Source organism: Desulfomicrobium aestuarii (assembly GCF_055385525.1).
The window spans coordinates 1,873,844-1,896,361 of the sequence record NZ_AP042427.1; the positions used below are offsets into that span (position 1 = coordinate 1,873,844).

Below are 22,518 nucleotides of genomic sequence, written 5' to 3' on the forward strand. Positions count from 1 at the left end.
GTCACCTGGCTTTTCAAGTAGACTGCAATATCCGCGCCTGCCCCCTATTCTCCGCTCTGCACCTGCCACAGCCCCGCATAGACGCCGCCGGCACCGACCAGTTCGGCATGGGTCCCGCGCTCCACGATGACGCCGTCGACGATGACCACGATCTCGTCGCACTGCCGCACCGTGGACAGGCGGTGGGCGATGGCCAGGGTGATGCGGTCGCCGCGCAGCTCTTTGAGATTGTTCTGGATGATCTCCTCGGTCCGCGTGTCCACGCTGGCGGTGGCCTCGTCGAGGATGAGGAACTCGGGGTCGCGCAGGATGGCCCGGGCCAGGGAAATGCGCTGGCGCTGGCCCCCCGAGAGCTTCATGCCGCGGTCCCCGACCAGGGTTTCGTACCCGTCTGGCAGGGCATCGATGAACTCCGCGGCCCCGGCCAGGCGCGCTGCGCGGCGGACGTCGTCCTCCGTGGCATTCGGCGAGCCCAGGCGGATGTTCTCGGCCACGGTGCCGTGAAAGAGGTAGGCCTCCTGGGACACGTAGCCGATGCGGCCGCGCCAGCTGTCGAGGGGCACCGAGGCCAGAGGCCTGCCGTTGACCAGGATCTCGCCGCCCATGGGGTCGTAGTAGCGCAGCATGAGCTTGGCCAGGGAGCTCTTGCCCGCGCCCGTGGGCCCGACCACGCCGAGGACTTTGCCCCGCTCCAGGGTCAGGTCGATGCCGCACAGCACCTTGCCCCGGTCCGGGTAGGCGAAGCACATGTCGCGGACCTCGACGCGTTCGAGGGCGCCCTGCAGGGGCGCGGCGGCGGCCTCGTCGCGGACCGTCGGGGCCGTGTCGAAGATCTCGGTGATGCGCAGGGCCGAGGCCTCGGACTGCTGGATCTGGTTGATGAGCATGCCGAAGACGAAGAGCGGCAGGATGAGGCGCATGGCCAGGAGCACGAAGGTCGTGAAGTCGCCCACGCTTGGGCCGATGCCCGAGAAGGTCATCCAGCCGCCCATGCCGATGAGCAGGGCGTAGCCCATGCCGGCCACGCCGTAGAGCAGGGGCACGAAGCGCGAGCGCTCCAGGGCGGCGCGCACGGCCGCGTCGCGGTACTCCTCGGAGCGCTGGCGGATGCGGCCCGTCTGGTGGTCCTGGGCCGAGTAGGCCTGGATGACGTGCATGCCCTGCAGGTTGTTCTCGAGGATGGAGTTGATCTCGCCCACGGCCTTGCGCGCCTTGCGGTACTGGGGCGAGACGCGGGTGGCGAAGAAGCGCACGGCCCAGACGGCGATGGGCATGGGCGCGAAAAGGAGCAGCGCCAGGTGCCAGTCCAGCCAGAAGAGGATGCCGTAGATTCCGGTGAAGGTGATGAAGAGGCGCACGATGCTCGTGGACGTGTCCGAGAAGAAGCGCTCCAGGTTGTCCACGTCCCCGGCCAGCACGGCCATGATGTCGCCCGTCTGGCGGGACTCGAAGTACGACACGTCGAGGCGCTGCACGTGGGTGTAGAGCTCCACGCGCAGGTCGTGGCGTATCATCTGCGCCGCGCTGTCCAGGGTGAAGTCGCTGACGCTCTGGAACACGGCCAGCCCCGCGAAGGTGCCCAGCACCAGCAGCCCGGCCCAGAGAAAATCAGTCGCGGCCAGGGCCTGCCCGTCCCGCAGGGCCACGGACACCGTGTCCACCACCCGGCCGACCACGATCATGGGCAGCAGATCGAAAAACCGCGCCCCCGCATTGGCCGCCAGCCCCAGCAGGATGCGCCGCGCATGGGGCCGCGCGAAACGCACCAGTCGCCACAGGGCGCGGCCGAGGGTGCGGGTTTCTTGTGTGTTCATCATTGCTCCTTTTCCTGCTCAATACTGCGCCAACCATCCTACGCTCTCAGCTTCGGGTAACGAGGAACAGTGCCAAATACATGAAACAATGCAAGGCGGACAATTACGCCATTTACGACATAAGTGTCCAAGTTAACTAAATTTTCCGAAAACATACCGATCATGACATAATCTTATCGTGAATGCCGTGCTGTAGGTCGAAGTGAAAGCCGGCACGACTCAGTCATACGCTGAATAATCCTGGAGCGAGGCATGCGACTTTTCATCTGCATGGACGACACGGACAATCTGGAAAGCAAGGATACCGGCTGGCTGGTCGAGGACGCCTGCCGCGAGATGACGGCCATGGGCTGGGGACGGTATTCCCAGATATCCAGGCACCAGCTCTTCGTGCACCCGGACATCCCCTACACCTCCCACAACAGCGCCATGGTCTTCACGGCCGACACGGACGTGCCGGGAGAAAAATACGTCGAATTACTGAGCGCCTATCTGCAGCGGCACAGCGCGCCCGGCTCCGACCCGGGGCTGTGCGTCGCGCATGAACCCCTCAACGTTTCCGGGGCTGGTTTCACCTGGGCCGCGACGGCGAGGTCGTGACCGCGGACAGGATTCTGGCCTTCGAATCGGTGGAGGCCATCCGCACGCCGAACGGGGCGACGGTCCAAGACGATTCGCCCGTCGCCATCTCCGACCAGCTCAAGACCATCTGCATGGACGGCCGCTCCACGCTCCTCGTCCATCCGGCGGATGGACGAGGAGCGTGTACAGGGTGCCCGCATCGGTTGCCGTCCAGTGGCGGACTGGCCTTCCGAACAGCATGATTCATCACGATCAAATTTCCAAAAAATCACACTTTCAATTCCAAATCATCATGAGTAAAATTCCAAATTATCATGAATTAAATTCCGAGTTATCGGAAATATAATTCCAAATTATCTATTGACAAAATCCAAATTACAAATATTTATCTCAGCATGAATACAGAGGTTTATCCACGACCCCTGATGAGTCGTATTGCCATTGCCATGCTGGATACACCGGTGATTCTCATCAACGGTCCGAGGCAGGCGGGAAAAACGACCCTGGCGCGCCATGTGGCCGGGACGGAAATGCGTTTCCTGACGCTGGACGACGAGGCCGTGCTCCTCGCGGCCCGGGAAGATCCCGCGGGCCTGATTCGTGATGCGGACAGGATCGTCATCGATGAGATCCAACGCTCGCCCGGCCTGCTTCTGGCCATCAAGAAAAGCATCGACGAGGATCGTCGCCCGGGCCGGTTCCTGCTGACCGGGTCCGCCAACCTGCTGACCCTGCCGAGCGTGGCGGATTCTCTGGCCGGACGCATGGAGACCGCGACGCTCCTGCCCTTGTCGCAAGCCGAGATTTGCGGCGGGACGGCGAACTGGCTGGACAGCGTGTTCGCGGGGCAGGTACCCGCCGTCACGACCAGCATCGTCGGACGGGACCTTGAGGAGATCGTGCTGCGCGGCGGCTATCCCGAAGCCGTCCGCCGTCCGACCCGGCAGCGGCGCACCACATGGTTGCGCCAGTACCTGAACGCCCTGATCCAGCGGGACGTGCGGGACATCGCCTCCGTGAGCAACCTCGACCTGTTCCCGCGCCTTGTACGCGCACTGGCCGAAATGTCCGGCCAGCTCTGCAACTATTCGCAACTGGGGGGGCAACTGGGCCTCGATAGCAAGACGACGGCCCGCTATGTCGGCATCCTGGAGCAGATGTTCCTGCTGACCCGGATCGAGGCCTGGAGCCGCAACCGCACCGCTCGCATCACCAAGACGGCGAAGCTGCATTTCCTGGACTCCGGCCTGCTCGCGGCCCTCCTCGGCCTCGCCCCGTCGGCGGGACTGCGGGAACGCAACCGCTACGGTCATGTCCTGGAGACATTTGTCCTGTCGGAACTGCTCAAGCATGCGGCCACGGCGGAAGACGAGTATCGGATGCTCCACTATCGGGACCACGCGCAGTTTGAAGTGGACGTGGTCATCGAAAATCCCCTAGGCGAACTCGTGGGCGTGGAGATCAAGGCCGCGGCCACGGTCACCGAACGCGACCTGCGCGGGCTCAAGCGTTTCTGCGCCATTGCCGGCGACAGAGTGCGTCTGGGCGTGATCCTCTATGACGGGACGGAAACGCTGCCCCTGGGACCGAATCTGCTGGCGGCGCCGCTGTCGACTCTGTGGGGGCGGCCGGATTGAGCCTGTCGGCAGGGCGGGGCATCAGCACCAGACGATGGACGATCCGGCAGAGCCCTCGCCCAATCAGACATTGCGCTTCCGCGGGCCGGCAGAACCGGTTCCGGGACGCTTCAACGCGTATGCGATCAGCCCGATGCCCAGCGCGAGAAACGGGACGCTCAGCCACTGGCCCACGCTGAAGGCCTGCCCGGCCTCGTAGGCGGCCTGCGGCTCCTTGGCGAACTCCGCGAGAATGCGCACCGCAAAGACGAGCGCCAGCAGCCACCCGGTCAGCAGGCCATGGGGCGTGCGCCTGCCAAGCCGCGCGTACAGAAGGACGAGCACGCCCAGGGTCGCCAGATACCCTGCCGCCTCGTAGAGCTGGGCCGGGTGCCGGGGGACCTGGTCGATGAGGTCGAAGACCACGCCCCACGACCCCGACGTGGGCTTGCCGACGATCTCCGAATTCATGAAATTCCCGAGCCGGATGCAGACCGCCCCCAAGGCCCCGGGCAGGGCCAGCCGGTCGAGGAGCCACAGCAAGGGAACCGGCGGGGAAAACTTCCGCCCGGCCAGCCAGAACCCGCAGACCAGCCCGGCGATGCCGCCGTGACTGGCCAGCCCGCCCTCCCATATGGCGAGTATCTTCAACGGGTTGGCGAAATAGTACTGCGGGTCGTAAAAAAAGCAGTGCGCGAGCCGCGCCCCGATGACCGTGCCGAGCACTGCGTACAGCAGCAGCCGGTCGAGGCCATCTTCGGCAATCCCCTCTTCGCGGAAAACGCGTTTGAAAAAGGACAGGCCTGCCAGAAACGGCGCGGCGAACAGCAGGCCGTACCAACGCAGGGCGAACGGGCCGAAGGAAACGATGACCGGATCGATGTGCCAGTGGATCAGCATGGTTCTCCCGGGTGAAAGATATTGACAGTCAAGCGGACGGCATCCGGCACGAAGCCGGACACCGCCTCATCACGAGGGGGCCGTTGCCCCATTGACCCAGATGTCAGTCATGTTTCGATCAACATTGATTTTTGACTCAAATATCACACATGATCAATGCCATCACCGACATTCGGGACAAGGCATGTCGGGCCATGGGCCATCGTGCTCCCTTCCTGACGAAAAGTGAAACAATATGTGCGGGATGGCCCCGGATAGCGAGGGAGGCCCGTGTCCCGCATCACTCCTTTCCCGCCTCCGTCAGTTCCTGCAACTGCTGCTGCAGTTCCTGGATCTGCTGCAGATAGGGCGCGGCCGCGCTCTGTTTCTGCTCGGGCGGCAGCTCGCTGTCCATGATGTGCTTGACCTTGTCCATCAGGTCCTTGATGCGCTTCCTGATGTCCTCGACCTGACTGCCCGTCCCGGATCCGCCCGACGCGCCGACGCCGGCCCGGACGCCGGAGACTTCGGAATTCCCTGCCGATACGCCTTCTTCCACCCGTCCGGAGGAATTGCCTAGGGAAGCCGTCTGCCCGGAATCGGACGCGGAGGATGCGTCCTTATCCTTATCGAACTGCATGCTGCGGAAATGCTCCAGCAGCCTCTTGGCTTCGGACGACAGGGAAACCGTATCGCCCCGGGCCGTGTGGGCGGTTTCTGCGGCGCGGGTGCTTGTCCGGCCGGAAAGATACATGTCGGCGATCGAAGCGGCGCCGTCGATTCTCATGTCGCCTCCGTATGTTGGAAGATGTTGCCGCATTGCGGGCCAATCAGCTCTGCAAGCAAGAATCGTTCTCCCTCAGCGACGTCACCGAATCGGGCCGCAATGGTCCATCTGGTCAGCATTGCAGGCAGGACCGAGACCTCCGCCCGCTTCCCTCCAATGCAAAGAAGCGCCGGAACGCACTCAATATCCCGTGCCTCCGCATATCATGGGTTCTCAGAAGGACGTGTATGGCCCGAACATGCGAGATTGAGCGCGCACTCTTCCACTTGTCCTTGAGATGACAGACAAAAGGGCTTATGGGCCCGAGGTTGTCGTGCGTCCGGCCGGACGCGCATGAACCTTGGCAGATGAGGAGGAACAATGGGGAAAATTGTTGCCGCTGTCGTGTTGGCGCTGCTGCTGACGGGACAGCAGGTGCTGGCGGCCGGATTCGCCGTGTATGAATGGAGCGCGCGCGGCATCGCGCTGGGCGGAACGACCATGGCCAGGCGGCCCGACGCGTCCGTGGTGGCGTCCAACCCGGCGGCCATGACGGGCCTGAATGGCACGCAGATCATGACCGGCCTGGTCGGGGTGGCGCCCATGGCCACCGTGTCCATCGCCGGCGAGGAGAGTTGCGACGGGGAGTCCAACGTGTGGTTGCTGCCGCACGCCTATGCGGTCAGGCAGTTCGGGGACCGCTATTGGCTCGGCGTCGGCGCCTTCAACCGCTTCGGCCTGGGCACGGAGTTCGACGAGAACTGGGCCGGAAGCGGCAGCGTCTATTTCGCGGGCATCAAGAGCGTGTCCCTGACCCCGGTCCTGGGCATGCGCCTGACGGACACGTGGTCCATCGGCCTGGGCGCCGAGGCCAACTATTTCGAATTCACGCAGAAGAAGAAGGTCCTCGGCGGCGCATACGATCTCGAGGTCCAGGGCGACGACGTCGGCGTGGGCGTCAACCTGTCCACCTGGTACGCGCCCACGGACTGGCTGTCCCTGGGGCTCATGTACCGCAGCGCCATCGACGTGCACCCGCGCGGCGAGGCGGACAGCGACGTCCCGGCCCCTTACGATGACCTGCTGAACGGCGACGCCGACGGCGAGATCACCCTGCCCGACTCCTGGTCCCTGGGCCTGTGCATCACCCCCACGGACAGGCTGAGCGTCGAAGTGGACGTGACCCGCACGGGCTGGTCGTCGTACGAGGAACTGGACATCCGCATCAACGGCACCAACCCGTCGGGAGCCATCGTCAAGGACTGGAAGGACGCCTGGCGCCTGGGCATCGGCGCCGAGTACGCCCTGACCCCGGCCTGGGACCTGCGCGCGGGCTACGTCTACGACGAGACGCCCATCCGCACCGAGCGGGCCGACTACATGGTCCCGGCCAACGACCGCCAGCTCTTCTGCGCCGGCCTGGGCTGGCACGACCAGGCCTGGAGCGTGGACGTTGGCTACACCTACCTGCTCATCAACGACCGCAAGGGTGCGACGATCTACGGCAGCGGCGGCACGTCCGAAACCGCCGACTTCGAGGACGGAGACGCCCACCTGCTCGGCCTGAGCCTGGCGTACCGCTTCTAGGGCGGCTCCGCTTCGCATCAAAAAAGGCCGCCGGTAAACAACACCGGCGGCCTTTTTTGATGGAGCGTTCAGGGCGGTCCGCTCACAGCGCGGAAAGGTTCATGGCGGCGACGCGGTATTCACCGTCGGCGTGCAGCAGGACGTTGACGCAGGCGTAGTGCTGTTCCAGGCGGAAAAGATTCTCCAGGGGCATGCCCAGGATGCGGCACAGGAGGACGCGGTTCACGCCGCCATGGGCGACGATGGCCAGGGGCTCGTCCATGTCCGTGACGGCCAGTTCGAAGACGGGCCAGGCCCGGCGCTGCACGTCCGCGAAGCTCTCGCCTCCCGGCGGGCGGAAGCCGGCCAGGTTGCGGCCCCTGGCCTCGTAGCGGCCGGGAAAACGATCGCGAACCTCGTCCACGGTCAGTCCTTCCCAGGCGCCAAGGCTGATCTCACGCAGGTCCGCGGCCGTCTCGGGTACAATCCCCAAGACCGTGCCGACGATCCCCGCGCTCTCCACGCAACGCGCCAGGGGACTGCACACAAGGCGCCCCACTCCTCTGCCGGTCAGAAACCGCGCCACGGCCGCCATCTGTTCACGGCCCGCGTCCGTCAGAGGCAGGTCCGTCCGGCCCACGAAGCGGCGCGGCGCGGACTGCGTGATCTCCCCGTGGCGGATGAGATAGACCTCGCTCACGGCAGCACCCCGGCCAGAATTTCCTCCAGGCCGCGGCCGCAGGCCTTCTCGACCATGCCCCGCAAGGCCAGGGAGTTGTTCATGCGGCCGCGGATGGCGGCGCAGGCGTTTTCGTCGCAGGCATACAGGGCCAGCTTCTCGCCGAAACGGTCCTCAACAGAAATGCGCCTGTCGCAACGCACCAGCTTGTCCGCCAGGCAGACGACCTCCTTTTCCGTGAGCAGGCCCGATGCCGGAGGCGGCACGTCGCGGTGGGCGGACACGATCCCCGACAGTCCGCCCAGGCCCAGACGCGCAAGCAACTCGCCGCCGGCGGCCTCGTGGTAAGGCCAGCCCTTGGCCACATCGTGCAGCAATGCGGCGTTGTGGACCAGATCCAGATCGAGCCCCGCGCCCTTGCGGTTCAGTTCCTCCCCCATGCGCAGGGCCACTGCGGCCACGGCCAGGCCATGGGCCAGGCCACGCTCGGGCATGGATTGCCCGGCCAGGGCCAGGGCCTCGTCACGCTTCCCCACATGCATACGGGAGGCGCGCCGCTGCAGGACGGCAAAATCGTCGGGCGTGTCGGCGTCCAGCAGGATGCCCCGGTCCCAGACCGGGACGTCGAGGGATGGCGCGTCCGCCAGCAGCCCTTGCAGCCCACCCCGACCGTCATGCCCCAGAATGCGCGGGATCAGGCCTGCGGGGATCAGGGACGGGTGGCCGCGCTCGCCCGCGAAGACCGGATAGGCCACGCGGCCGTCGTAGGCGTCGAGCATCAGGCTGACCGTGGCCGGACGCACCAGGGGAATGTCCGCCGGAAGAATGAAGAAGGCGTCAAGGCCGGACAGACCCGCACAGGCGGATGCCGCCGCCCGTACCGACGAGAACATGCCGTCCGCATACTCGGCGTTGCGCGTGGCGGTGACGCCCAGCCGGACCGCCTCGGCCTCGACCTCCGCGGCGCGGTGCCCCGTCACGACCAGAGGGCTGCCTATGCCCGCCTCCCGAAACACCTGCACGCAGCGCGACAGGACCGTCATCCCGCCGAGATCCATGAGCGGCTTGAAGCCGCCCATGCGCGAGGAGAAACCGGCCGCCAGGATGACGGCGCCGAAACTCCCGACCGTCATCCCTGCACCCCGGCACGCACCCTGATCATCTCGCCGACGATGCTGACGGCGATCTCCTCGGGCGTGTCGGCGCCGATGGCCAGGCCGATGGGACAGAAGACGCGGTCGATGTCGGCCTGCGCATAGCCGTTCTCGAGCAGGGAGCGGTAGACCGCGTCGCGCTTGCCGCGGCTGCCGATCATGCCGACGTACCCCGCCTCGGTCCGCAGGGCCTGGGCCAGGACGTCACGGTCGTGCAGGTGGCCGCGGGTGACGATGACCACGTAGTCGTCGGGGCCCAGATCCTTCAGGCACTGGTTGAAATCTTCCAGCACCCGCACCTCGCGGGCCTCGGGGTAGCGCTCCGCGCTGGCGAACTCGGCCCGGTCGTCCATGACCACCACCTCGAACCCGGCGAAGGCCGCCACCTTGGACGTGGCCAGGGCCACGTGCCCCGCGCCGACGAGGTGCAACACCGTGGGCGCGACCAGAGGTTCCGCAAAGACACGCAGGCCATCGCCTTCGAGGCTGAAATTCCGGCGCGTTTTCGACGCCTTGCGGGCCAGCTCCAGAGCCATGCCTTCGGGCAGTTCCGCGCCCTCCAGGCCCGCCGCCTCGGACCACAGGGCCAGGGCGGGCTCCCGTTCCGAACCCATGACGGTGACCAGGGCCGGCCGTTGCCGCGCGTCATGCAGGTCCTTCAACTTCTCGAAAAAACCGCGACGCTCGGGCGTGACGCGCTGCAGCAGCACCTTGACCGCCCCGCCGCAGACCATGCCCGCCTGGGCGGCCGAGTGCGAATTCAGGTCGAAGGGCAGCAGCACGTGCGACTCGCCCCTCTCAAGCATCTTCCTGGCCCTGGCCAGGCTGGCCCCCTCGACGGGACCGCCGCCCACGGAGCCACGGATGCCGCCGTCCGGCAGGACCAGCATCCTGGCCCCGGATGTGCGCGGGGCCGAGCCCGAGCTATCTACGATGCCGCAGAAGACGGCGTCCCGCCCCTGGGCCAGGGTTTCCAGCAATGATTCGAGTATATCCTTCACGGCGTGCTCCCGCGTTGCTCGGTGATGGTGCGCTTGACGGTGTGGGACGGCGAAAAGGCGCCCTCGCTCCGTATGAACTCGAGGGCAAGGGTTCCGATGTCCATGGCTGGGAAACGCCCCAGGGTGCATCCGGTCTCCCGCTCCACGTGGTCATGCCCCGGTCAGCCAGTAAATTCAATGCCTGGACTGATTCGGCATACCGTGTCTTCAGAGGCGAAGAGTCCGCGGGAAATTGCATCGGGCCCGGCCCGCGCCCTCCCGGCATCAGAGGGTATTGAAGCGAACAGCACAATCCGTCCTCCACGGGCAGCGCCGCTTCCGGTTGTCGCAGGCTACATAAATGGATAGGGATACAAAAATGTCCCCGGACAACCCGACGCGCGCCACCGGCGGAACTGTCACGCATGTCCGACGATATGCGCCCCAATTGCCGACAGACCCCGCAGCGCTGGACGTCCGGCCAGGACTGTCCGCCCATTCCAGCCGCCAAGTGGCGCGGTCGCGGCGACCGGCCCGATAGTTGCTTTGCACCCCCGTAAACCGGCACGCGCACCGTGCGACGGCCGGTGCCCCCGCGAACATTACCCCGGAGCAGCGATGGACACGACCTTTCTCTTCCCGGTGCAACTCAGCCTGCGGGTGGCCAGTCTGGCCACCCTGACGGCCCTGTTCCTCGGGGTGATGCTCGGCTGGGTTTTCCACCGCTGCCGCTTTCCTGGCCGCGAACTGCTCGACTCCATCCTGAGCTTGCCCATGGTTCTGCCGCCCACGGTCCTGGGCTATTACCTCATCGTGCTCCTCGGACGGAACGGGTTCGTAGGGCGCTGGCTCGACGAGACCTTCGGCATCTCCCTCATCTTCACTTGGCAGGGCGCCGTAATCGCAGCCACGATGGTCTCCTTCCCGCTGGTCTTCAAGTCCGCACGCGCCGCCCTGGACGGGGTCGATGGCAAGTACGAGAACGCGGCCCGGGCCCTCGGACACCCCGAGTGGCGGGTGTTCCTGGGCGTCTGCCTGCCCCTGGCCGGACGCGGAATCCTGGCCGGGACCATGCTGGCCTTCGCCCGGGCCATGGGCGAGTTCGGGGCCACCCTGATGATCGCCGGCAACCTGCCCGGCCGCACCCAGACCCTGTCCCTGGCCGTGTACAGCGCCACCCAGGCCGGCCAGGACAGCCTGGCGGCACAACTGGTCCTGATCATTTCCGTCCTGTGCACCCTCATCCTCTGGGTCTCGGGACGACTCCTGACACCCGGATGGCAATCATGAGGAGGCTGCCATGTTCCTGCCGGACACATACCCCAAGACACGCGTGAAACCCGAACCGGCGATCGCCACCCTTGTGTGCGGCGTCAGCGCCAGGGTCAGCGGAGGAGGCGCGGGGTTTCACCTGGACGCGCATTTCCGGGCCGACACCCGGCGCATCGCACTCTTCGGCCCCTCGGGATCGGGCAAGAGCCTGACTCTCATGGCCCTGGCCGGCCTCCTGCGACCCGATACGGGCAGGATCAAGGTCCGGGGCCGGGTCTTCCTCGACACCGCAGCGAAGGTGGACGTCCCGGCCCGCAAGCGCAACGTCGGCCTCGTTTTCCAGGACTACGCCCTCTTCCCGCACCTGACCGTCCGTCAGAACGTGTCCTTCGGCCTCAAGCCGTTTCTGGCCCCCCTCGGGCCCGCCGGGCGCGCCCGCGTCGACGAACTGCTGGAACTCTGCGGCCTTTCGGCCCTGGCCGACCGCCGGCCGTCCCAGATCTCCGGCGGCCAGCGCCAGCGCACGGCCCTGGCCCGTGCCCTGGCCCCGGAACCGGACCTGCTTCTGCTGGACGAACCCTTCACGGCCTTGGACCAGCCCCTGCGGGAGCGGATGCGCGCCGAACTCTCCCGCATTTTGGAACGCTTCGACATGCCCATGGTCATGGTCAGCCACGACCTCGAAGACGTGGAGCACTTCGCCCAGACCCTGGTTGCCTTCGGCCGTGGCCGGGTGCTGGACGTCGTCGACTATGAGGCGCGCCGCCGAACCGAGTCCGCCCGGCAGATCCTCGACCCCCTTTTCCTCATGGCGCAGACAGAACCGCAGGAACCCTCGAAATGATCCGAATTCCCATGCTCATGACACTCTTCGGCCTGGTCCTGACCACGCCGGCCATGGCCGCCGACCTGCTGGTCTCCGCGGCGGCCAGCCTGACCAACGCCTTCCAGGACATGAAAGGTCCCTTCGAAAAGGCCCACCCCGGTACCACCATCGTCTTCAACTTCGCGGCTTCGGGCCCGCTCCTGCAGCAGATGCAGCAGGGCGCGCCCGTGGATGTTTTCGCATCCGCCGACCAGGAAACCATGAACAAGGCCGAAAAGCTCGTCGACCCCTCCACCAGGGTCGATTTCGCGGGCAACGCCCTGGTGCTCGTCGTGCCGGCCGAAGGCGCCCTGCCCCTGACCGGTCCCGCTGACCTGCAGGGCGAACAGTTCAAGCTCGTCGCCATCGGCAACCCCGAATCCGTCCCCGTCGGCCGCTACACCAAGGGCGCCCTGACCGCCGCCGGCCTCTACGACGCCCTGACGCCGAAATTCGTGCTGGCCGAGAGCGTGCGCCAGGCCCTGGATTACGTGGTCCGCGGCGAGGTCCAGGCCGGCTTCGTCTACGCCACGGACGCCGCCACGCGTGCCGACAAGGTCAAGCTCGCGGCCGAAGTGGCCGGCCATAAGCCCATCAGCTACCCCATCGCCCTCGTGCAGACCTCCAGGAGCAAGGACATGGGCCAGGCCTTCATCGACTTCGTCCTGGGCGCAGAAGGCCAGGCCGTGCTGGCCAGGTACGGCTTCAAGAAGCCCTAACCGCCACGCGCTTTCAGGGCGGTATGGAGCCGCCCTGAAAGCGCGTGTAGAGAAAGCTCCCCAAGCCCCGGCGCCGTGCGCACCGGCCGCCGGGACCTGTGCTCAACTGCCGCCAAGTAGTCGGGCGCGGAGTTCCGGCTCGCTCGTTTCGGGCGAAAGCCAGATATCGAAAAAGCGGTCCGTGAATTCCTTTTCCCGTATGGCTCCGATAAAAACGCCGTCCCTGTAGAACAGCGTGCCTCCCGCCCTGTCGCGCACCCCCGTCAGGGTCATGTCTTTGACGACGTCGGGGAAAATCGCCTCCATGCGCGCCCCGAAGCGCCGCAGCGTTTCAGGGTCGTCCAGGCCCTGCCGGCGCATTTCCTCGATGCTCCTCGTCGCGATGTCCGCCCCCTTGAGTTCCATGTGATAGACGATATGCAGCGCGAAGGGCCCGTCAGGGCGCCAGCTCCCGGCGGGCGCGTACAGGGTGGCGGTATACACGTTCCAGACCAGGAATCTCAGGTTGCCGCTGCCCACGGGCTGCGGGTTGTCCATGTATCTGTAGAGATGTGCGGGTGCCGACAGGGCGTCTGCCGCAAGAAGCAGGACCAGGAGCCAGGCGCGAAGAAAGCCTTTCATGAGCGTTACCTCCCTCGGACGCGATGCGGACGTCCATGATGGAGAGGTATGACGAAAAAGACCGGGAAGAAAGCGACAATCGGAAGGGCCTGGGGGGTGAAAAGCGGAACGCGCCCCGAAGGGCGCGCTCCATCTCGTTCATCTCTGGATGCGACCCGTCACACCTTGAACTTCTTGACCAGCCCCTCCAGGGCCCCCGCCAGCATGGAGAGGTTCTCGGAGCTCCGTTTGAGCTCCGTGCTGCTGGTAGAGATGTGCCCCGAGGCGGTGCTGACCTGGACGATGTCTTTGGCGATCTCGCCCGTGACGACCGAGGCCTGGGACACGTTCTCGTTTACCTCCTGGATGCCCATGGAGGCCTGGCCGACGTTCTCGGCGATGTCGCGGGTGGCGGAGGACTGCTGCTCCACGGCGGCGGCGATGGTCGAGACGAAGGCGCTGACCTCCTCGATGACCGCCATGACCTGACCGATCTCCTCGATGGTCGCGGTCGTGGAGCTCTGGATGCCGGCGATGCGCTCGCGGATCTCCTCCGTAGCGGAGGCCGTCTGGTTGGCCAGCTCCTTGATCTCGTTGGCCACGACGGCGAAGCCGCGGCCGGCCTCACCGGCCCGGGCCGCCTCGATGGTGGCGTTCAAAGCCAGGAGGTTGGTCTGGGAGGAGATGGCCGTGATGGTCTCGGTGACCTTGCCGATCTCGCGGGCGGCCACGCCGAGCTGGTCCACGCGCTGGGAGGCCGAGCTGGCCTTGGCCACGGCGCGCCGGGTGACCTCGCGTGTCTTATCCGTGTTGCCGGCGATCTCGTGGATGGTGGCGCTCATTTCCTCGGCCGCCGTGGCCACGGTGCCGACGTTGGTGGAAGCCTGCTCCATGGCCGCGGCCACGGAGTTCATGTTGGCGTTCATCTCCTCCGAGGCCGTGGCCACGGTGCCTGACTTGGCCGAAAGCTCCTCGGCGCTTTTCAGCAGGCCGTCGGACATGGTCTCCAGTTCGGCCGAGGAGCCCAGGAGCACCCTGGCCCGCTCGGTGATGTCCCGGACGATGACCCGCAGGTTCGTCGCCATGTGGTTGAGGTGCCCCTGCATGTCGCCCAGCTCGTCCTTGCGGCTGACGGCCAGTTCCCCGGTCATGTCACCGTCGGCCAGGCGCTCCAGGTAGTCCCCGGCCTCGCGCAGTGGCCGCAGCACGCTGGCCCGGATCTGCAGCCAGGAAACGGCGCCCACCAGCAGGAGTATGCCCATGGTGACCGCACCGACGGTGAGCTCGCTGGCCAGGATCGAGGCGTTGGTCTCCTTCAGGGAGGAGATGACGACGAACGCGCCGTGCACCTCGCCGGCCTTCCATCCTTCCTTGACGCCCCCGGTCGGGTCCTTCTCGCCCCTGGGGTCGCCGTGGCAGTACAGGCAGTCTTCGGACAGGCGGATGGGCTTGAAATAGAGGAGCCTGTCCTTCTCGACGATGACCTTTTCCTGGAGGTTCGAGGAGCTGAATTCGCCCAGCACCTTCCGTTCCAGGTCATTGGGCGCGTTCTTCGGGTTGCGGGGGCTTTCCTTGGGCACCCTGAACTCGTACCCGGCCTCCGCGGCCCTGGCCGCGGCCGTGTTCATGGCCGAGACGATGGGCACGGATTGCAGCAGCGTGGCCGGATCGTCCTTGAGTTCATCCAGCGGGCGGAGCACTCCGAGCTTGTGCTTGTGGGCCATGTCCTCGCGCACGGATTCGGCCATCATGACCACGGAGCGGCTCTCCTTGAGCTTGCCGCCGATGGCGGCGTCCGTGACGTCGCGCACATGCATCCAGGCCATGACCAGCGCCAGGACCAGAGGGCCGCAGCCGGTGATCAGCAGTATCTTCCACTTCAGACTCAGTCGCGCCCACATAGTTTCCTCCGCAGTAGTGCCATTTTTAAGCAGGAAGAGTACTTAATTGCATCTACTGGCGAGCGCAAGCGCTATTCGTGTAACGACACAAAATCAAAGGAAGAAACGTCGACCAGCCCCCTGTCGGTCAGCCTCAGCTTGGGAATGACCGGCAGCGACAGGAATGACAGCTGCATGAACGGGTTGATGTCGGCGGGGCATCCCAGGGAACGGGCCGCGGCGTTGAGGCGGTCCAGACCGGCAGCCACCTCCTCGGGCTCGCGGTCGCTCATGAGCCCGGCCAGGGGCAGGGGCAGGAGTTCAAGCACCCGGCCGCCTTCGACGCAGACAAAGCCGCCGCCGCACGCCTCCAGGGTCCGCACGGCCAGCATCATGTCGGCGTCCGAGACACCGACCGCGATGAGGTTGTGGGAATCGTGGGCCACGGTTCCGGCCAGGGCGCCAAGCCTGAGCCCGAGCCCCCGCACCAGGCCCAGCCCCCTGCCCCCGGTGCCGTGGTGGCGCTCGAACACGGCCAGCTTGGCCACGTCCGCCTCCGGGTCTGCGCAGACGAGACCGCCCTCGACCCTGGGTTTGACGAGGTCAGCCTCGGTCACGATCTGCCCCGGCACCGTACGGATCACGCGGACCCGCCCATCCCGGGCCGGGATGTCGAGGCAGTCCGTGGACAGTTCGCCGAGGTGGACGCTGCCGGTCACCGTGACGCCGCTCGGGGCGGCGTCCCACGACTGGTCGTCGATGTGCCTGCCGCGCAGATGGACGGAGGAGATGGCGAAGGAATCCAGGTCGTCGAGAAGGATGAAGTCCGCCCTGTAGCCCGGGGCCACTGCCCCTCTGCGGTGCAGGCGGAAATACCGCGCCGTGTTGATGGAGGCCATCTGGATGGCCCGCAGGGGCGAAAGGCCGTTGCTCACGGCCAGGCGGACGGCGTGGTCGAGGTGCCCCTGGCGCAGCAGGTCGTCGCAGTGGCGGTCGTCGGTCACCAGGGAGCAGTTCTGGCTGTTGAAATCGTTGACCAGGGGCAGGAGTTCCACGAGGTTCTTCTCGGAGCTGCCTTCGCGGAGCATGACGTGCATCCCCTTGCGCAGCTTCTCCCGGGCCTCGGCCAGGTGCACGGCCTCGTGGTCGCTCCCCGGACCGGCCAGGATGTAGGCGTTCAGGTCGAGGCCCGTCAGCCCCGGCGCATGGCCGTCGATGGGCCTCGTCCCGGCCGCCACGAGCTTGGCCAGGACCTGCGGGTCCTGAAACAGCACGCCGGGATAATTCATCATTTCAGCAAGCCCAGGCATGCGTTCGGAAAAATCCTCAAGCATCGCCTGAATTTCCTGCGGCGAGATCCTGGCCCCGGCCGTCTCCAGGTGCGTGGCCGGCACGCAGGACGGCATCATGCAGCGGATCTCCATGGGCAGTTTGCAGGTGGTCTCCAGCAGCCAGCGGATGCCGTCGAGCCCCAGCACGTTGGCCAGCTCGTGGGGGTCGCAGACGGTCACGGCCGTGCCGTGGCCCGCCGCCACCCGGGCGAAGCGCACGGGGTCGAGCAGGGTCGATTCGATATGGATATGCCCTTCCACCAACCCCGGACAGAGGAATCGCCCTTCGGCGTCCAGGGTTTCCGCGGCCTCGTAGTCGCCTATGCCGAGGAACACGCCGTCCTTGACGCCTATGCTTGCGGGGTGGATTTCGCCGGACAGGACGTTGACCAGCATGCATCCGCGTATGAGAAGGTCCGCCGGAGCTTCTCCCCTGGCGGCGGGAATGAGTCGTTTCAAGGACATGGCGTCACCTCGCGTCTGTATGTGGTGGTCAGGGACGGGTTTTCCAGCGGCGGTGCATCCAGAACCACTGTTCAGGATACATGCGGACCATACGCTCCACGGCGTCGGTGTAAAAGCGGCAGATGCTCTCGATGCGCTCCGCCCTGCTTCCCGTCAGTCCGGCGGTGTCCAGGCAGGGCAAGGTCACGAAGCGGAAGCGCCCCTCGGGCAGGCGAAGCAGGAAGCAGGGCCAGACCTCGGCCTTGGCCCGCAGGGCCAGGATGGCCGGCCCCTTGTTGACGGCCGCGACCTCGCCCAGAAACGGCAGGAACTGGGCTTCGGCGCGCTTGCAGTTGTGGTCCACCAGGAAGGCGCTCATGCCCCCGGCGCGCAGATGACCCAGGGTCTCGGTGGCGGCGTCCCGGTGGGGGAGAATGCGGATGCCCGGTTGGGAGCGCATGTGCATGATCATCCGGCCAAGCTCCTCGTCCTTGGGCAGGCGCACCACCACATGGCAGTCGCTGCGCGAGGAGAAGGCGCCGATGAGGCCGACCAGCAGCTCCCACGAGCCCAGATGGGCCGTCGTGGCCACTACGGGCCTCAGGGTGGAGGACATGCGGGCGAAGAGCTCGGGATTCTCGAACTCGACCCGGTCGCGCAGGAACCGCGGGTCCACCTGGCGGGTGTGGAAAATCTCCAGAAAAGAGCACGCGCTGTGCCGGAAGCTCTCCCGGGCCAGTTCCCTGGCCCGGCCCTCGTCCACGCCAAGCCGCTCCCGGACGCAGGTCGTGGTCTCCCGCCTCCGGGCGGGCAGCGCGGCCCACATGAGGCTGCCCAGTCCCCTGCCCAAAGCCTGCAGACGCTTCAGGGACAGAGCCGCCCCGAGGGGAAGAAAGGCGTTGTAACACACATCCCGCATCAGCGGCCTCCAAGTTCGTTCATGATCGTCTCCAGGGCCTCGCATTGCCGTTGCAGTTCCTCGGGGTCCCGGGTGCAGTCCGGCAGGTCCACCGGGTCGCCGTAGGTGATGACGCAGCGCGAAAAGGGCCAGGGCAGCTGAAACTTGTCCCAGGCCTTGTGAAAGACCGTGGCCCGCTCCATGACCGCGCGCACGGGCACCACGGGCGATCCGGCCAGGTTGGCCAGGAACACGGCGCCGGGCTTGACCTTGTGGCGCGGGCCGCGCGGGCCGTCCACGGTGAAGATGACCCCGAGGTCATGGGTCTCCATGAAACGCTTGGCCGCGATGAGGGCGCGCACCCCACCCCGCGAACTGGAGCCGCGCACGGTGCGATAGCCGAGCCCCTCCAGCACCGCGGCCAGGATCTCTCCGTCCTTGCTCTGGCTGACCACACAGGCCATGTGCTCGTCGGTGTGGGAGGGGATGAGCGGGAAGATCTCGTCGTGCCAGAGTATGATGACGGGGCGTCTGGCGCGCAGCTCCGGGTCCTTGAAGACAGCCAGGTTGCGCCGCTCCAGCCGCAGGGTCATGGCCCACAGGCGGACCAGGGGAACGAGGATGGCCCCGATTAGCCGCGGCGGAATGGAAAGGCGCACTGCTGTCTCCTGTTTGGAATCGAATCGGATTTGTCGATGGTCGGATGGCCGCTTGATAGATCAAAACGATTTGACCGCTCCGCAACACTGCGTAATGCATCGAAAAAAAACAAGGAGCCCGGCCATGCCCATCATTCTCGATTGCGAAGGCGAACCATGCCCCAACCCCGTGCTGCGTTGCAAGCAGCTTCTGGACTCCCAGTCGCCCCAGGAACTGCAGGTCGTCGTGGACAACGACGCGGCCAAGGAAAATGTCTCCCGATTCCTGGCCAGCAAGGGCATGCGCATCGACGACATGCGCAAGGACGGCGGCCTGTGGACCATCACCGCATCCCGCGCGGCAGGAGCTGAAGGCGCCGCAGCGGCCCCCGCAGCCGCAGCGCAGCCTTCGGAACGGGCCTGCCCGGTCTGCGCCCCGAAAATCCTCGTCTTCATCACCCGCGACGTCATCGGCCAGGGCGACGACACCCTGGGCACGCGCCTCATGGGCAACTTCCTGGCCACCCTGCCGGAACTGGGCGACGCCCTGTGGCGCATCGTCCTGGTCAACGGCGGCGTCAGGCTGGCCACGGACGCCAACCCGGCTTCGGAGAACCTGAAAAAACTCGAAGCCGCCGGCGTGTCCATCCTGGTCTGCGGCACCTGCCTCGAATTCTTCAAGCTCATGGACAGCAAGGTCGTGGGCGAGGTAACCAACATGCTCGACGTGGTCACCAGTCAGCACGTGGCCGACAAAATCATAACGCTTTAGGGGACAGTCCCGCCTCCAGCGAGGGGCATGCCTTCGCTTTTCCAGGCCACGATCCCCCCCCGCAGGTCAAAGACACGCTCGAAGCCCAGTTCGTCGGCCAGTGCCAGTACATCCGAACTGCGGCCCCCGACGTGGCAGTATGTCAAAATGGTCAGACTGCGGTCCAGGACGGCGAAGCGTTCCCTGAAATCGGGGTCGTAATAGTTCATGAGTACGGCCCCCTCAATGTACCCCCTCCTGAATTCCCCCGGCGTACGCACGTCCAGGACGAGGAAATCCCTTGCGCCCCTGTTTCGCTCGATGAGCTCATAGGCCGCGCGCGGCTCCAGCAGGCGATCGTCCGCGCCCCGGCAGGCGGCCAGGAGCGCAAGCACGGCCAGCAGCAGAAAAATTCGAGCCGGGCCCGGCATCGCCATGCTCATGCCACGCGCTCCGGGCAGGCGAAGATGGAGAACCTGTTCTGGCGGGCGAAGCCGATGAGGGTCAGGTTCATGTCGCGGGCCAGGAGCACGGCCTGGTGGGTGGGCGCGCCAAGGGAGACGAGGATGGGGATGCCGGCGCGGCGGCCCTTGTGCACGATCTCCGAGGAGATGCGGCCCGAGGTGACCATGACCGTGCGCGACAGGTCGATGCCGTCGTGCAGGGCCCGCCCCACGACCTTGTCGGCGGCGTTGTGGCGGCCGACGTCGTCGCGGATGAGATCCGGCTCCCGGCCTTCCACGCTCAGGGCCACGGTGTGCACCCCGCCCGTGGCGTGGTGCAGGTCGGAATAACGCCGGAACCAGTTGGCCAGTTCCTGGATGCGCGCGGCGGGCAGGGAAAAGCCGCCGGGCAGGGGTGAACGGGCGTCCAGTTCCGCGGCGCTGGCGAACATGACGCCCTTGCCGCAGCCCGAGGTGAAGGTGCGCCTCGACAGCCGCTCCGGGTCCACGGCCGTGGCCAGGGAGACGCGCACGGCCCACACGGCCGGGTCGACCTCGCTGCCGAGAAAATCCCCCGGCCTGTCCAGGAGCCCCGAGGTGTGCAGGAAGCCGCGCGCCAGGTCGTCGAGGTGTTCAGGGGTGCACATCAGGGTGGCGATTTCCGTGTCCCCGGCCATGATGGTCACGGGCACCTCCGTGGCCACGACGTCCATTTCGGGGGCGGGGCCTGCGGCCGTGACCTTGACGATGTCCATCTGGACCAGGGGTTCGAGGGGCTGTGGATCGGGCATGAAGGCTCCTTGCTCTGTTTTCGCGCCGCCGTGCAGAGCACGCGCGCCTTCCCGATTCCTACCCGCAGGCAGGGGACTGTCAAGACGCGAACATGCCGAAAGTACGGGTGGAAACGGGCCGCGGACCCTCGTGACAAACTTCACATTTAAGCTCTTGCCCTCCGCAAGGGATGAATATACAGGAGAATCCTTCGTTAAGGGATGCCGGCCCCCCGCCGCCCGGACCCTGGACTCGGCGGGAACCACGGGCCTCGTGCGTGATTGAAGAACATTTCAAGGAGGATCGGATGAAACGGATTGGAACCCTTGCCCTGCTCGTGGGGCTGCTGATTCTGGGCGGTGTCGCCACCGCCATGGCCGGAAGCGTCGAGATGCCCGAGAGCGTCCTGATGAGCGCCAAAGGCGTCAAGGACTACACCCCCAAGAAAGCCGAAGTGACGTTCAACCACGCTTCGCACATGCACATCGCATGTCAGGACTGCCACCACACCGTGCCGCAGACCTACACCTTCCAGAGCTGCATGTCCGAAGGCTGCCACGACAACGCCAAGGACCGCACGACCGCGAGTTCCCTCTACAACGCCTTCCACACCACCAAGGACACCTCCAAGAGCTGCGTGGGCTGCCACCGCGACCTCAAGAAGCAGGGACAGGGCGAAGCTCCCCTGGCCTGCAACAGCTGCCACGTGAAGTAAGTTTCCCGCGCGCCCCCGCAAGCCGGGGGCGCCTCTTTTCCCCCCTCTTCCTGATCTATCTTTTTCTGGCCAACGATACGCCCGAGCGGGGCGCTTTGATCCGACAAGGGCCGTCGACTGTCCGACTGAGCCAGGCATCGTCGGTTTCCCCGTCGTCCCTCGCCCTGCGCATACTTCCGCCCCGCACGCGACGGGGAAACCCTACGAGGCCGGCGATGGAGTTTCGACGGCCCTTGTCGGATCAAAGCGCCCCGCGCCGCCCTGCGCAAGTCCATAGCGCCCTGCCCTGAGCCTCTTTGCCAAGAATGGACGGGATGGACGAAATGGACTGGATGGACCATATGGACGCCCCCCTTCCTTCGGCCCGCGCAAATTGACCTCAAGGCCCCATTGTGCTTCAGTAAAACCGCACAAAACACGGAGCCCCCGACATGACCGCACTACCGCCCTCCCCCCTCCTCTGCGCCCGCGACCTGACCAAGGTCTACCAGACCGGCGCGGCCCCGGAGGTGCGGGCCCTGGGCGGGGTCAGCCTGGACCTCTTTCCCGGCGAGTTGGTCGTGCTGCTGGGCGCATCGGGCAGCGGCAAGTCGACGCTGCTCAATATCCTGGGCGGCCTCGACACCCCGACCAGCGGCACCCTGTCCTACCGCGGCCAGGACCTGACCAACGCCGACGAGAAGACGCTGACCGCCTACCGCCGCGAGTCCGTGGGCTTCATCTTCCAGTTCTACAACCTCATCCCGAGCCTCACGGCCCGCGAGAACGTGGCGCTCATCACCGACATCGCCGAAGACCCCATGGACCCGGCCGCGGCCCTGTCCCTGGTGGGTCTCTCGGCGCGCCTGGACCACTTCCCTTCCCAGCTCTCGGGCGGCGAACAGCAGCGCGTGGCCATTGCCCGCGCCATCGCCAAGAACCCCGACGTGCTCCTCTGCGACGAGCCCACCGGAGCCCTGGACGTGCGCACGGGCATCACGGTGCTCTCGGCCATCGAGCGCATCAACGCCGAACTCGGCACCCTGGCCGTGGTCATCACCCACAACGTGGCTATCGCGGACATGGCCGACCGCGTCATCCTCCTCTCGGACGGCCGCATCACGGACATCCGGACCAATAAGTCCCGCCGCAGGGCGGAAGAGCTGGCCTGGTGAC

General features: G+C 66.1%; 23 protein-coding genes. 10 read left to right on the plus strand and 13 right to left on the minus strand.

Translation table 11 applies throughout. The features are described 5' to 3' along the window. Window positions 1-44: 44 nt before the first annotated feature. Window positions 45-1,814 carry an ABC transporter ATP-binding protein gene (locus ACZ5AC_RS08515; protein WP_464250517.1) on the minus strand — a complete coding sequence of 590 codons (1,770 nt, stop codon included), beginning with the start codon at window positions 1,812-1,814 and terminating at the stop codon, window positions 45-47. 252 nt (window positions 1,815-2,066) lie between these two features. Here ACZ5AC_RS08515 and ACZ5AC_RS08520 point away from each other — a divergent pair, with 252 nt between their 5' ends. The 3 genes from ACZ5AC_RS08520 to ACZ5AC_RS08530 all read left to right on the plus strand — a co-directional run bounded on the left by ACZ5AC_RS08520 (window position 2,067) and on the right by ACZ5AC_RS08530 (window position 4,033). Then, entirely contained in the window at window positions 2,067-2,414 is a 348-nt protein-coding gene (locus ACZ5AC_RS08520) for a hypothetical protein (protein WP_464250518.1), read from the plus strand. Then, entirely contained in the window at window positions 2,411-2,638 is a 228-nt protein-coding gene (locus tag ACZ5AC_RS08525; RefSeq protein WP_464250519.1) for a hypothetical protein, read from the plus strand. The genes ACZ5AC_RS08520 and ACZ5AC_RS08525 overlap by 4 nt, the downstream gene beginning before the upstream one ends. Window positions 2,639-2,857: 219 nt before the next feature. Beyond that, window positions 2,858-4,033, plus strand: coding sequence for an ATP-binding protein (locus ACZ5AC_RS08530; protein WP_464250520.1), 1,176 nt, complete (start codon window positions 2,858-2,860; stop codon window positions 4,031-4,033). Between the two features lie 63 nt (window positions 4,034-4,096). On the opposite strand, the gene lgt is transcribed toward ACZ5AC_RS08530, so the two are convergent. Both lgt and ACZ5AC_RS08540 read right to left on the minus strand, forming a co-directional pair. After that, window positions 4,097-4,912 carry a prolipoprotein diacylglyceryl transferase gene (gene lgt / locus ACZ5AC_RS08535; RefSeq protein WP_464250521.1) on the minus strand — a complete coding sequence of 272 codons (816 nt, stop codon included), beginning with the start codon at window positions 4,910-4,912 and terminating at the stop codon, window positions 4,097-4,099. A gap of 280 nt (window positions 4,913-5,192) precedes the next feature. Continuing rightward, window positions 5,193-5,678 carry a FlxA-like family protein gene (locus tag ACZ5AC_RS08540; RefSeq protein ID WP_464250522.1) on the minus strand — a complete coding sequence of 162 codons (486 nt, stop codon included), beginning with the start codon at window positions 5,676-5,678 and terminating at the stop codon, window positions 5,193-5,195. A 360-nt stretch (window positions 5,679-6,038) separates the two neighbouring features. On the opposite strand from ACZ5AC_RS08540, the gene ACZ5AC_RS08545 reads away from it, so the two are divergent. Beyond that, window positions 6,039-7,244, plus strand: a complete 1,206-nt coding sequence (locus ACZ5AC_RS08545) for an OmpP1/FadL family transporter (RefSeq protein ID WP_464250523.1) — start codon at window positions 6,039-6,041, stop codon at window positions 7,242-7,244. A gap of 82 nt (window positions 7,245-7,326) precedes the next feature. Here ACZ5AC_RS08545 and ACZ5AC_RS08550 read toward each other — a convergent pair whose 3' ends face one another. Genes ACZ5AC_RS08550 through ACZ5AC_RS08560 form a run of 3 tightly spaced genes read right to left on the minus strand, consistent with a single transcriptional unit; the run spans window position 7,327 to window position 10,057 of the window. Then, window positions 7,327-7,923, minus strand: coding sequence for a histidine phosphatase family protein (locus tag ACZ5AC_RS08550; RefSeq protein ID WP_464250524.1), 597 nt, complete (start codon window positions 7,921-7,923; stop codon window positions 7,327-7,329). Further along, window positions 7,920-9,035, minus strand: a complete 1,116-nt coding sequence (locus tag ACZ5AC_RS08555; protein WP_464250525.1) for a DVU_1551 family NTP transferase — start codon at window positions 9,033-9,035, stop codon at window positions 7,920-7,922. The genes ACZ5AC_RS08550 and ACZ5AC_RS08555 overlap by 4 nt, the downstream gene beginning before the upstream one ends. Further along, window positions 9,032-10,057, minus strand: coding sequence for an XdhC family aldehyde oxidoreductase maturation factor (locus ACZ5AC_RS08560; RefSeq protein ID WP_464250526.1), 1,026 nt, complete (start codon window positions 10,055-10,057; stop codon window positions 9,032-9,034). Before ACZ5AC_RS08560 ends, ACZ5AC_RS08555 begins: the two co-directional genes overlap by 4 nt. A gap of 597 nt (window positions 10,058-10,654) precedes the next feature. On the opposite strand from ACZ5AC_RS08560, the gene modB reads away from it, so the two are divergent. From modB to modA, 3 genes are read left to right on the plus strand one after another with little or no spacing between them, the layout of a single operon-like run. Next, the gene (gene modB, locus ACZ5AC_RS08565) at window positions 10,655-11,326 is read left to right on the plus strand and encodes a molybdate ABC transporter permease subunit (protein ID WP_464250527.1); all 672 of its coding nucleotides are present in this window, start codon (window positions 10,655-10,657) and stop codon (window positions 11,324-11,326) included. 10 nt (window positions 11,327-11,336) lie between these two features. Further along, the gene (locus tag ACZ5AC_RS08570) at window positions 11,337-12,152 is read left to right on the plus strand and encodes an ABC transporter ATP-binding protein (protein WP_464250528.1); all 816 of its coding nucleotides are present in this window, start codon (window positions 11,337-11,339) and stop codon (window positions 12,150-12,152) included. After that, window positions 12,149-12,892, plus strand: a complete 744-nt coding sequence (gene modA / locus ACZ5AC_RS08575) for a molybdate ABC transporter substrate-binding protein (protein ID WP_464250529.1) — start codon at window positions 12,149-12,151, stop codon at window positions 12,890-12,892. The genes ACZ5AC_RS08570 and modA overlap by 4 nt, the downstream gene beginning before the upstream one ends. A 102-nt stretch (window positions 12,893-12,994) precedes the next feature. Here modA and ACZ5AC_RS08580 read toward each other — a convergent pair whose 3' ends face one another. The 5 genes from ACZ5AC_RS08580 to ACZ5AC_RS08600 form a co-directional block, all read right to left on the minus strand. After that, window positions 12,995-13,513, minus strand: a complete 519-nt coding sequence (locus ACZ5AC_RS08580) for a chalcone isomerase family protein (protein WP_464250530.1) — start codon at window positions 13,511-13,513, stop codon at window positions 12,995-12,997. A gap of 158 nt (window positions 13,514-13,671) precedes the next feature. Beyond that, window positions 13,672-15,393: a methyl-accepting chemotaxis protein gene (locus ACZ5AC_RS08585; protein WP_464250531.1), complete on the minus strand. Its 1,722-nt coding sequence runs from the start codon at window positions 15,391-15,393 to the stop codon at window positions 13,672-13,674. Window positions 15,394-15,464: 71 nt separating this feature from the next. Continuing rightward, window positions 15,465-17,168 carry an adenine deaminase gene (gene ade, locus ACZ5AC_RS08590; RefSeq protein WP_464250532.1) on the minus strand — a complete coding sequence of 568 codons (1,704 nt, stop codon included), beginning with the start codon at window positions 17,166-17,168 and terminating at the stop codon, window positions 15,465-15,467. Window positions 17,169-17,196: 28 nt separating this feature from the next. Then, the gene (locus tag ACZ5AC_RS08595; protein ID WP_464250533.1) at window positions 17,197-18,066 is read right to left on the minus strand and encodes a lysophospholipid acyltransferase family protein; all 870 of its coding nucleotides are present in this window, start codon (window positions 18,064-18,066) and stop codon (window positions 17,197-17,199) included. Further along, window positions 18,066-18,704, minus strand: coding sequence for a lysophospholipid acyltransferase family protein (locus ACZ5AC_RS08600; RefSeq protein WP_464250534.1), 639 nt, complete (start codon window positions 18,702-18,704; stop codon window positions 18,066-18,068). The genes ACZ5AC_RS08595 and ACZ5AC_RS08600 overlap by 1 nt, the downstream gene beginning before the upstream one ends. 124 nt (window positions 18,705-18,828) lie before the next feature. On the opposite strand from ACZ5AC_RS08600, the gene yedF reads away from it, so the two are divergent. Then, window positions 18,829-19,455, plus strand: a complete 627-nt coding sequence (gene yedF / locus ACZ5AC_RS08605) for a sulfurtransferase-like selenium metabolism protein YedF (RefSeq protein WP_464250535.1) — start codon at window positions 18,829-18,831, stop codon at window positions 19,453-19,455. Here the strand turns inward: yedF and ACZ5AC_RS08610 are convergent. Together ACZ5AC_RS08610 and fdhD are read right to left on the minus strand one after the other, a co-directional pair. Further along, a complete protein-coding gene (locus tag ACZ5AC_RS08610; RefSeq protein ID WP_464250536.1) occupies window positions 19,452-19,877 on the minus strand; it encodes a rhodanese-like domain-containing protein in 426 nt (141 codons plus the stop codon). The two genes, yedF and ACZ5AC_RS08610, sit on opposite strands and share 4 nt — an antisense overlap. Further along, window positions 19,874-20,668, minus strand: a complete 795-nt coding sequence (gene fdhD / locus ACZ5AC_RS08615) for a formate dehydrogenase accessory sulfurtransferase FdhD (protein ID WP_464250537.1) — start codon at window positions 20,666-20,668, stop codon at window positions 19,874-19,876. Before fdhD ends, ACZ5AC_RS08610 begins: the two co-directional genes overlap by 4 nt. A 287-nt stretch (window positions 20,669-20,955) precedes the next feature. Between fdhD and ACZ5AC_RS08620 the strand changes: the two genes are divergently transcribed. Together ACZ5AC_RS08620 and ACZ5AC_RS08625 are read left to right on the plus strand one after the other, a co-directional pair. Next, window positions 20,956-21,363: a cytochrome c3 family protein gene (locus ACZ5AC_RS08620; protein ID WP_051306853.1), complete on the plus strand. Its 408-nt coding sequence runs from the start codon at window positions 20,956-20,958 to the stop codon at window positions 21,361-21,363. 431 nt (window positions 21,364-21,794) lie between these two features. After that, a complete protein-coding gene (locus ACZ5AC_RS08625) occupies window positions 21,795-22,517 on the plus strand; it encodes an ABC transporter ATP-binding protein (protein ID WP_464250538.1) in 723 nt (240 codons plus the stop codon). Window position 22,518 lies beyond the last annotated feature (1 nt).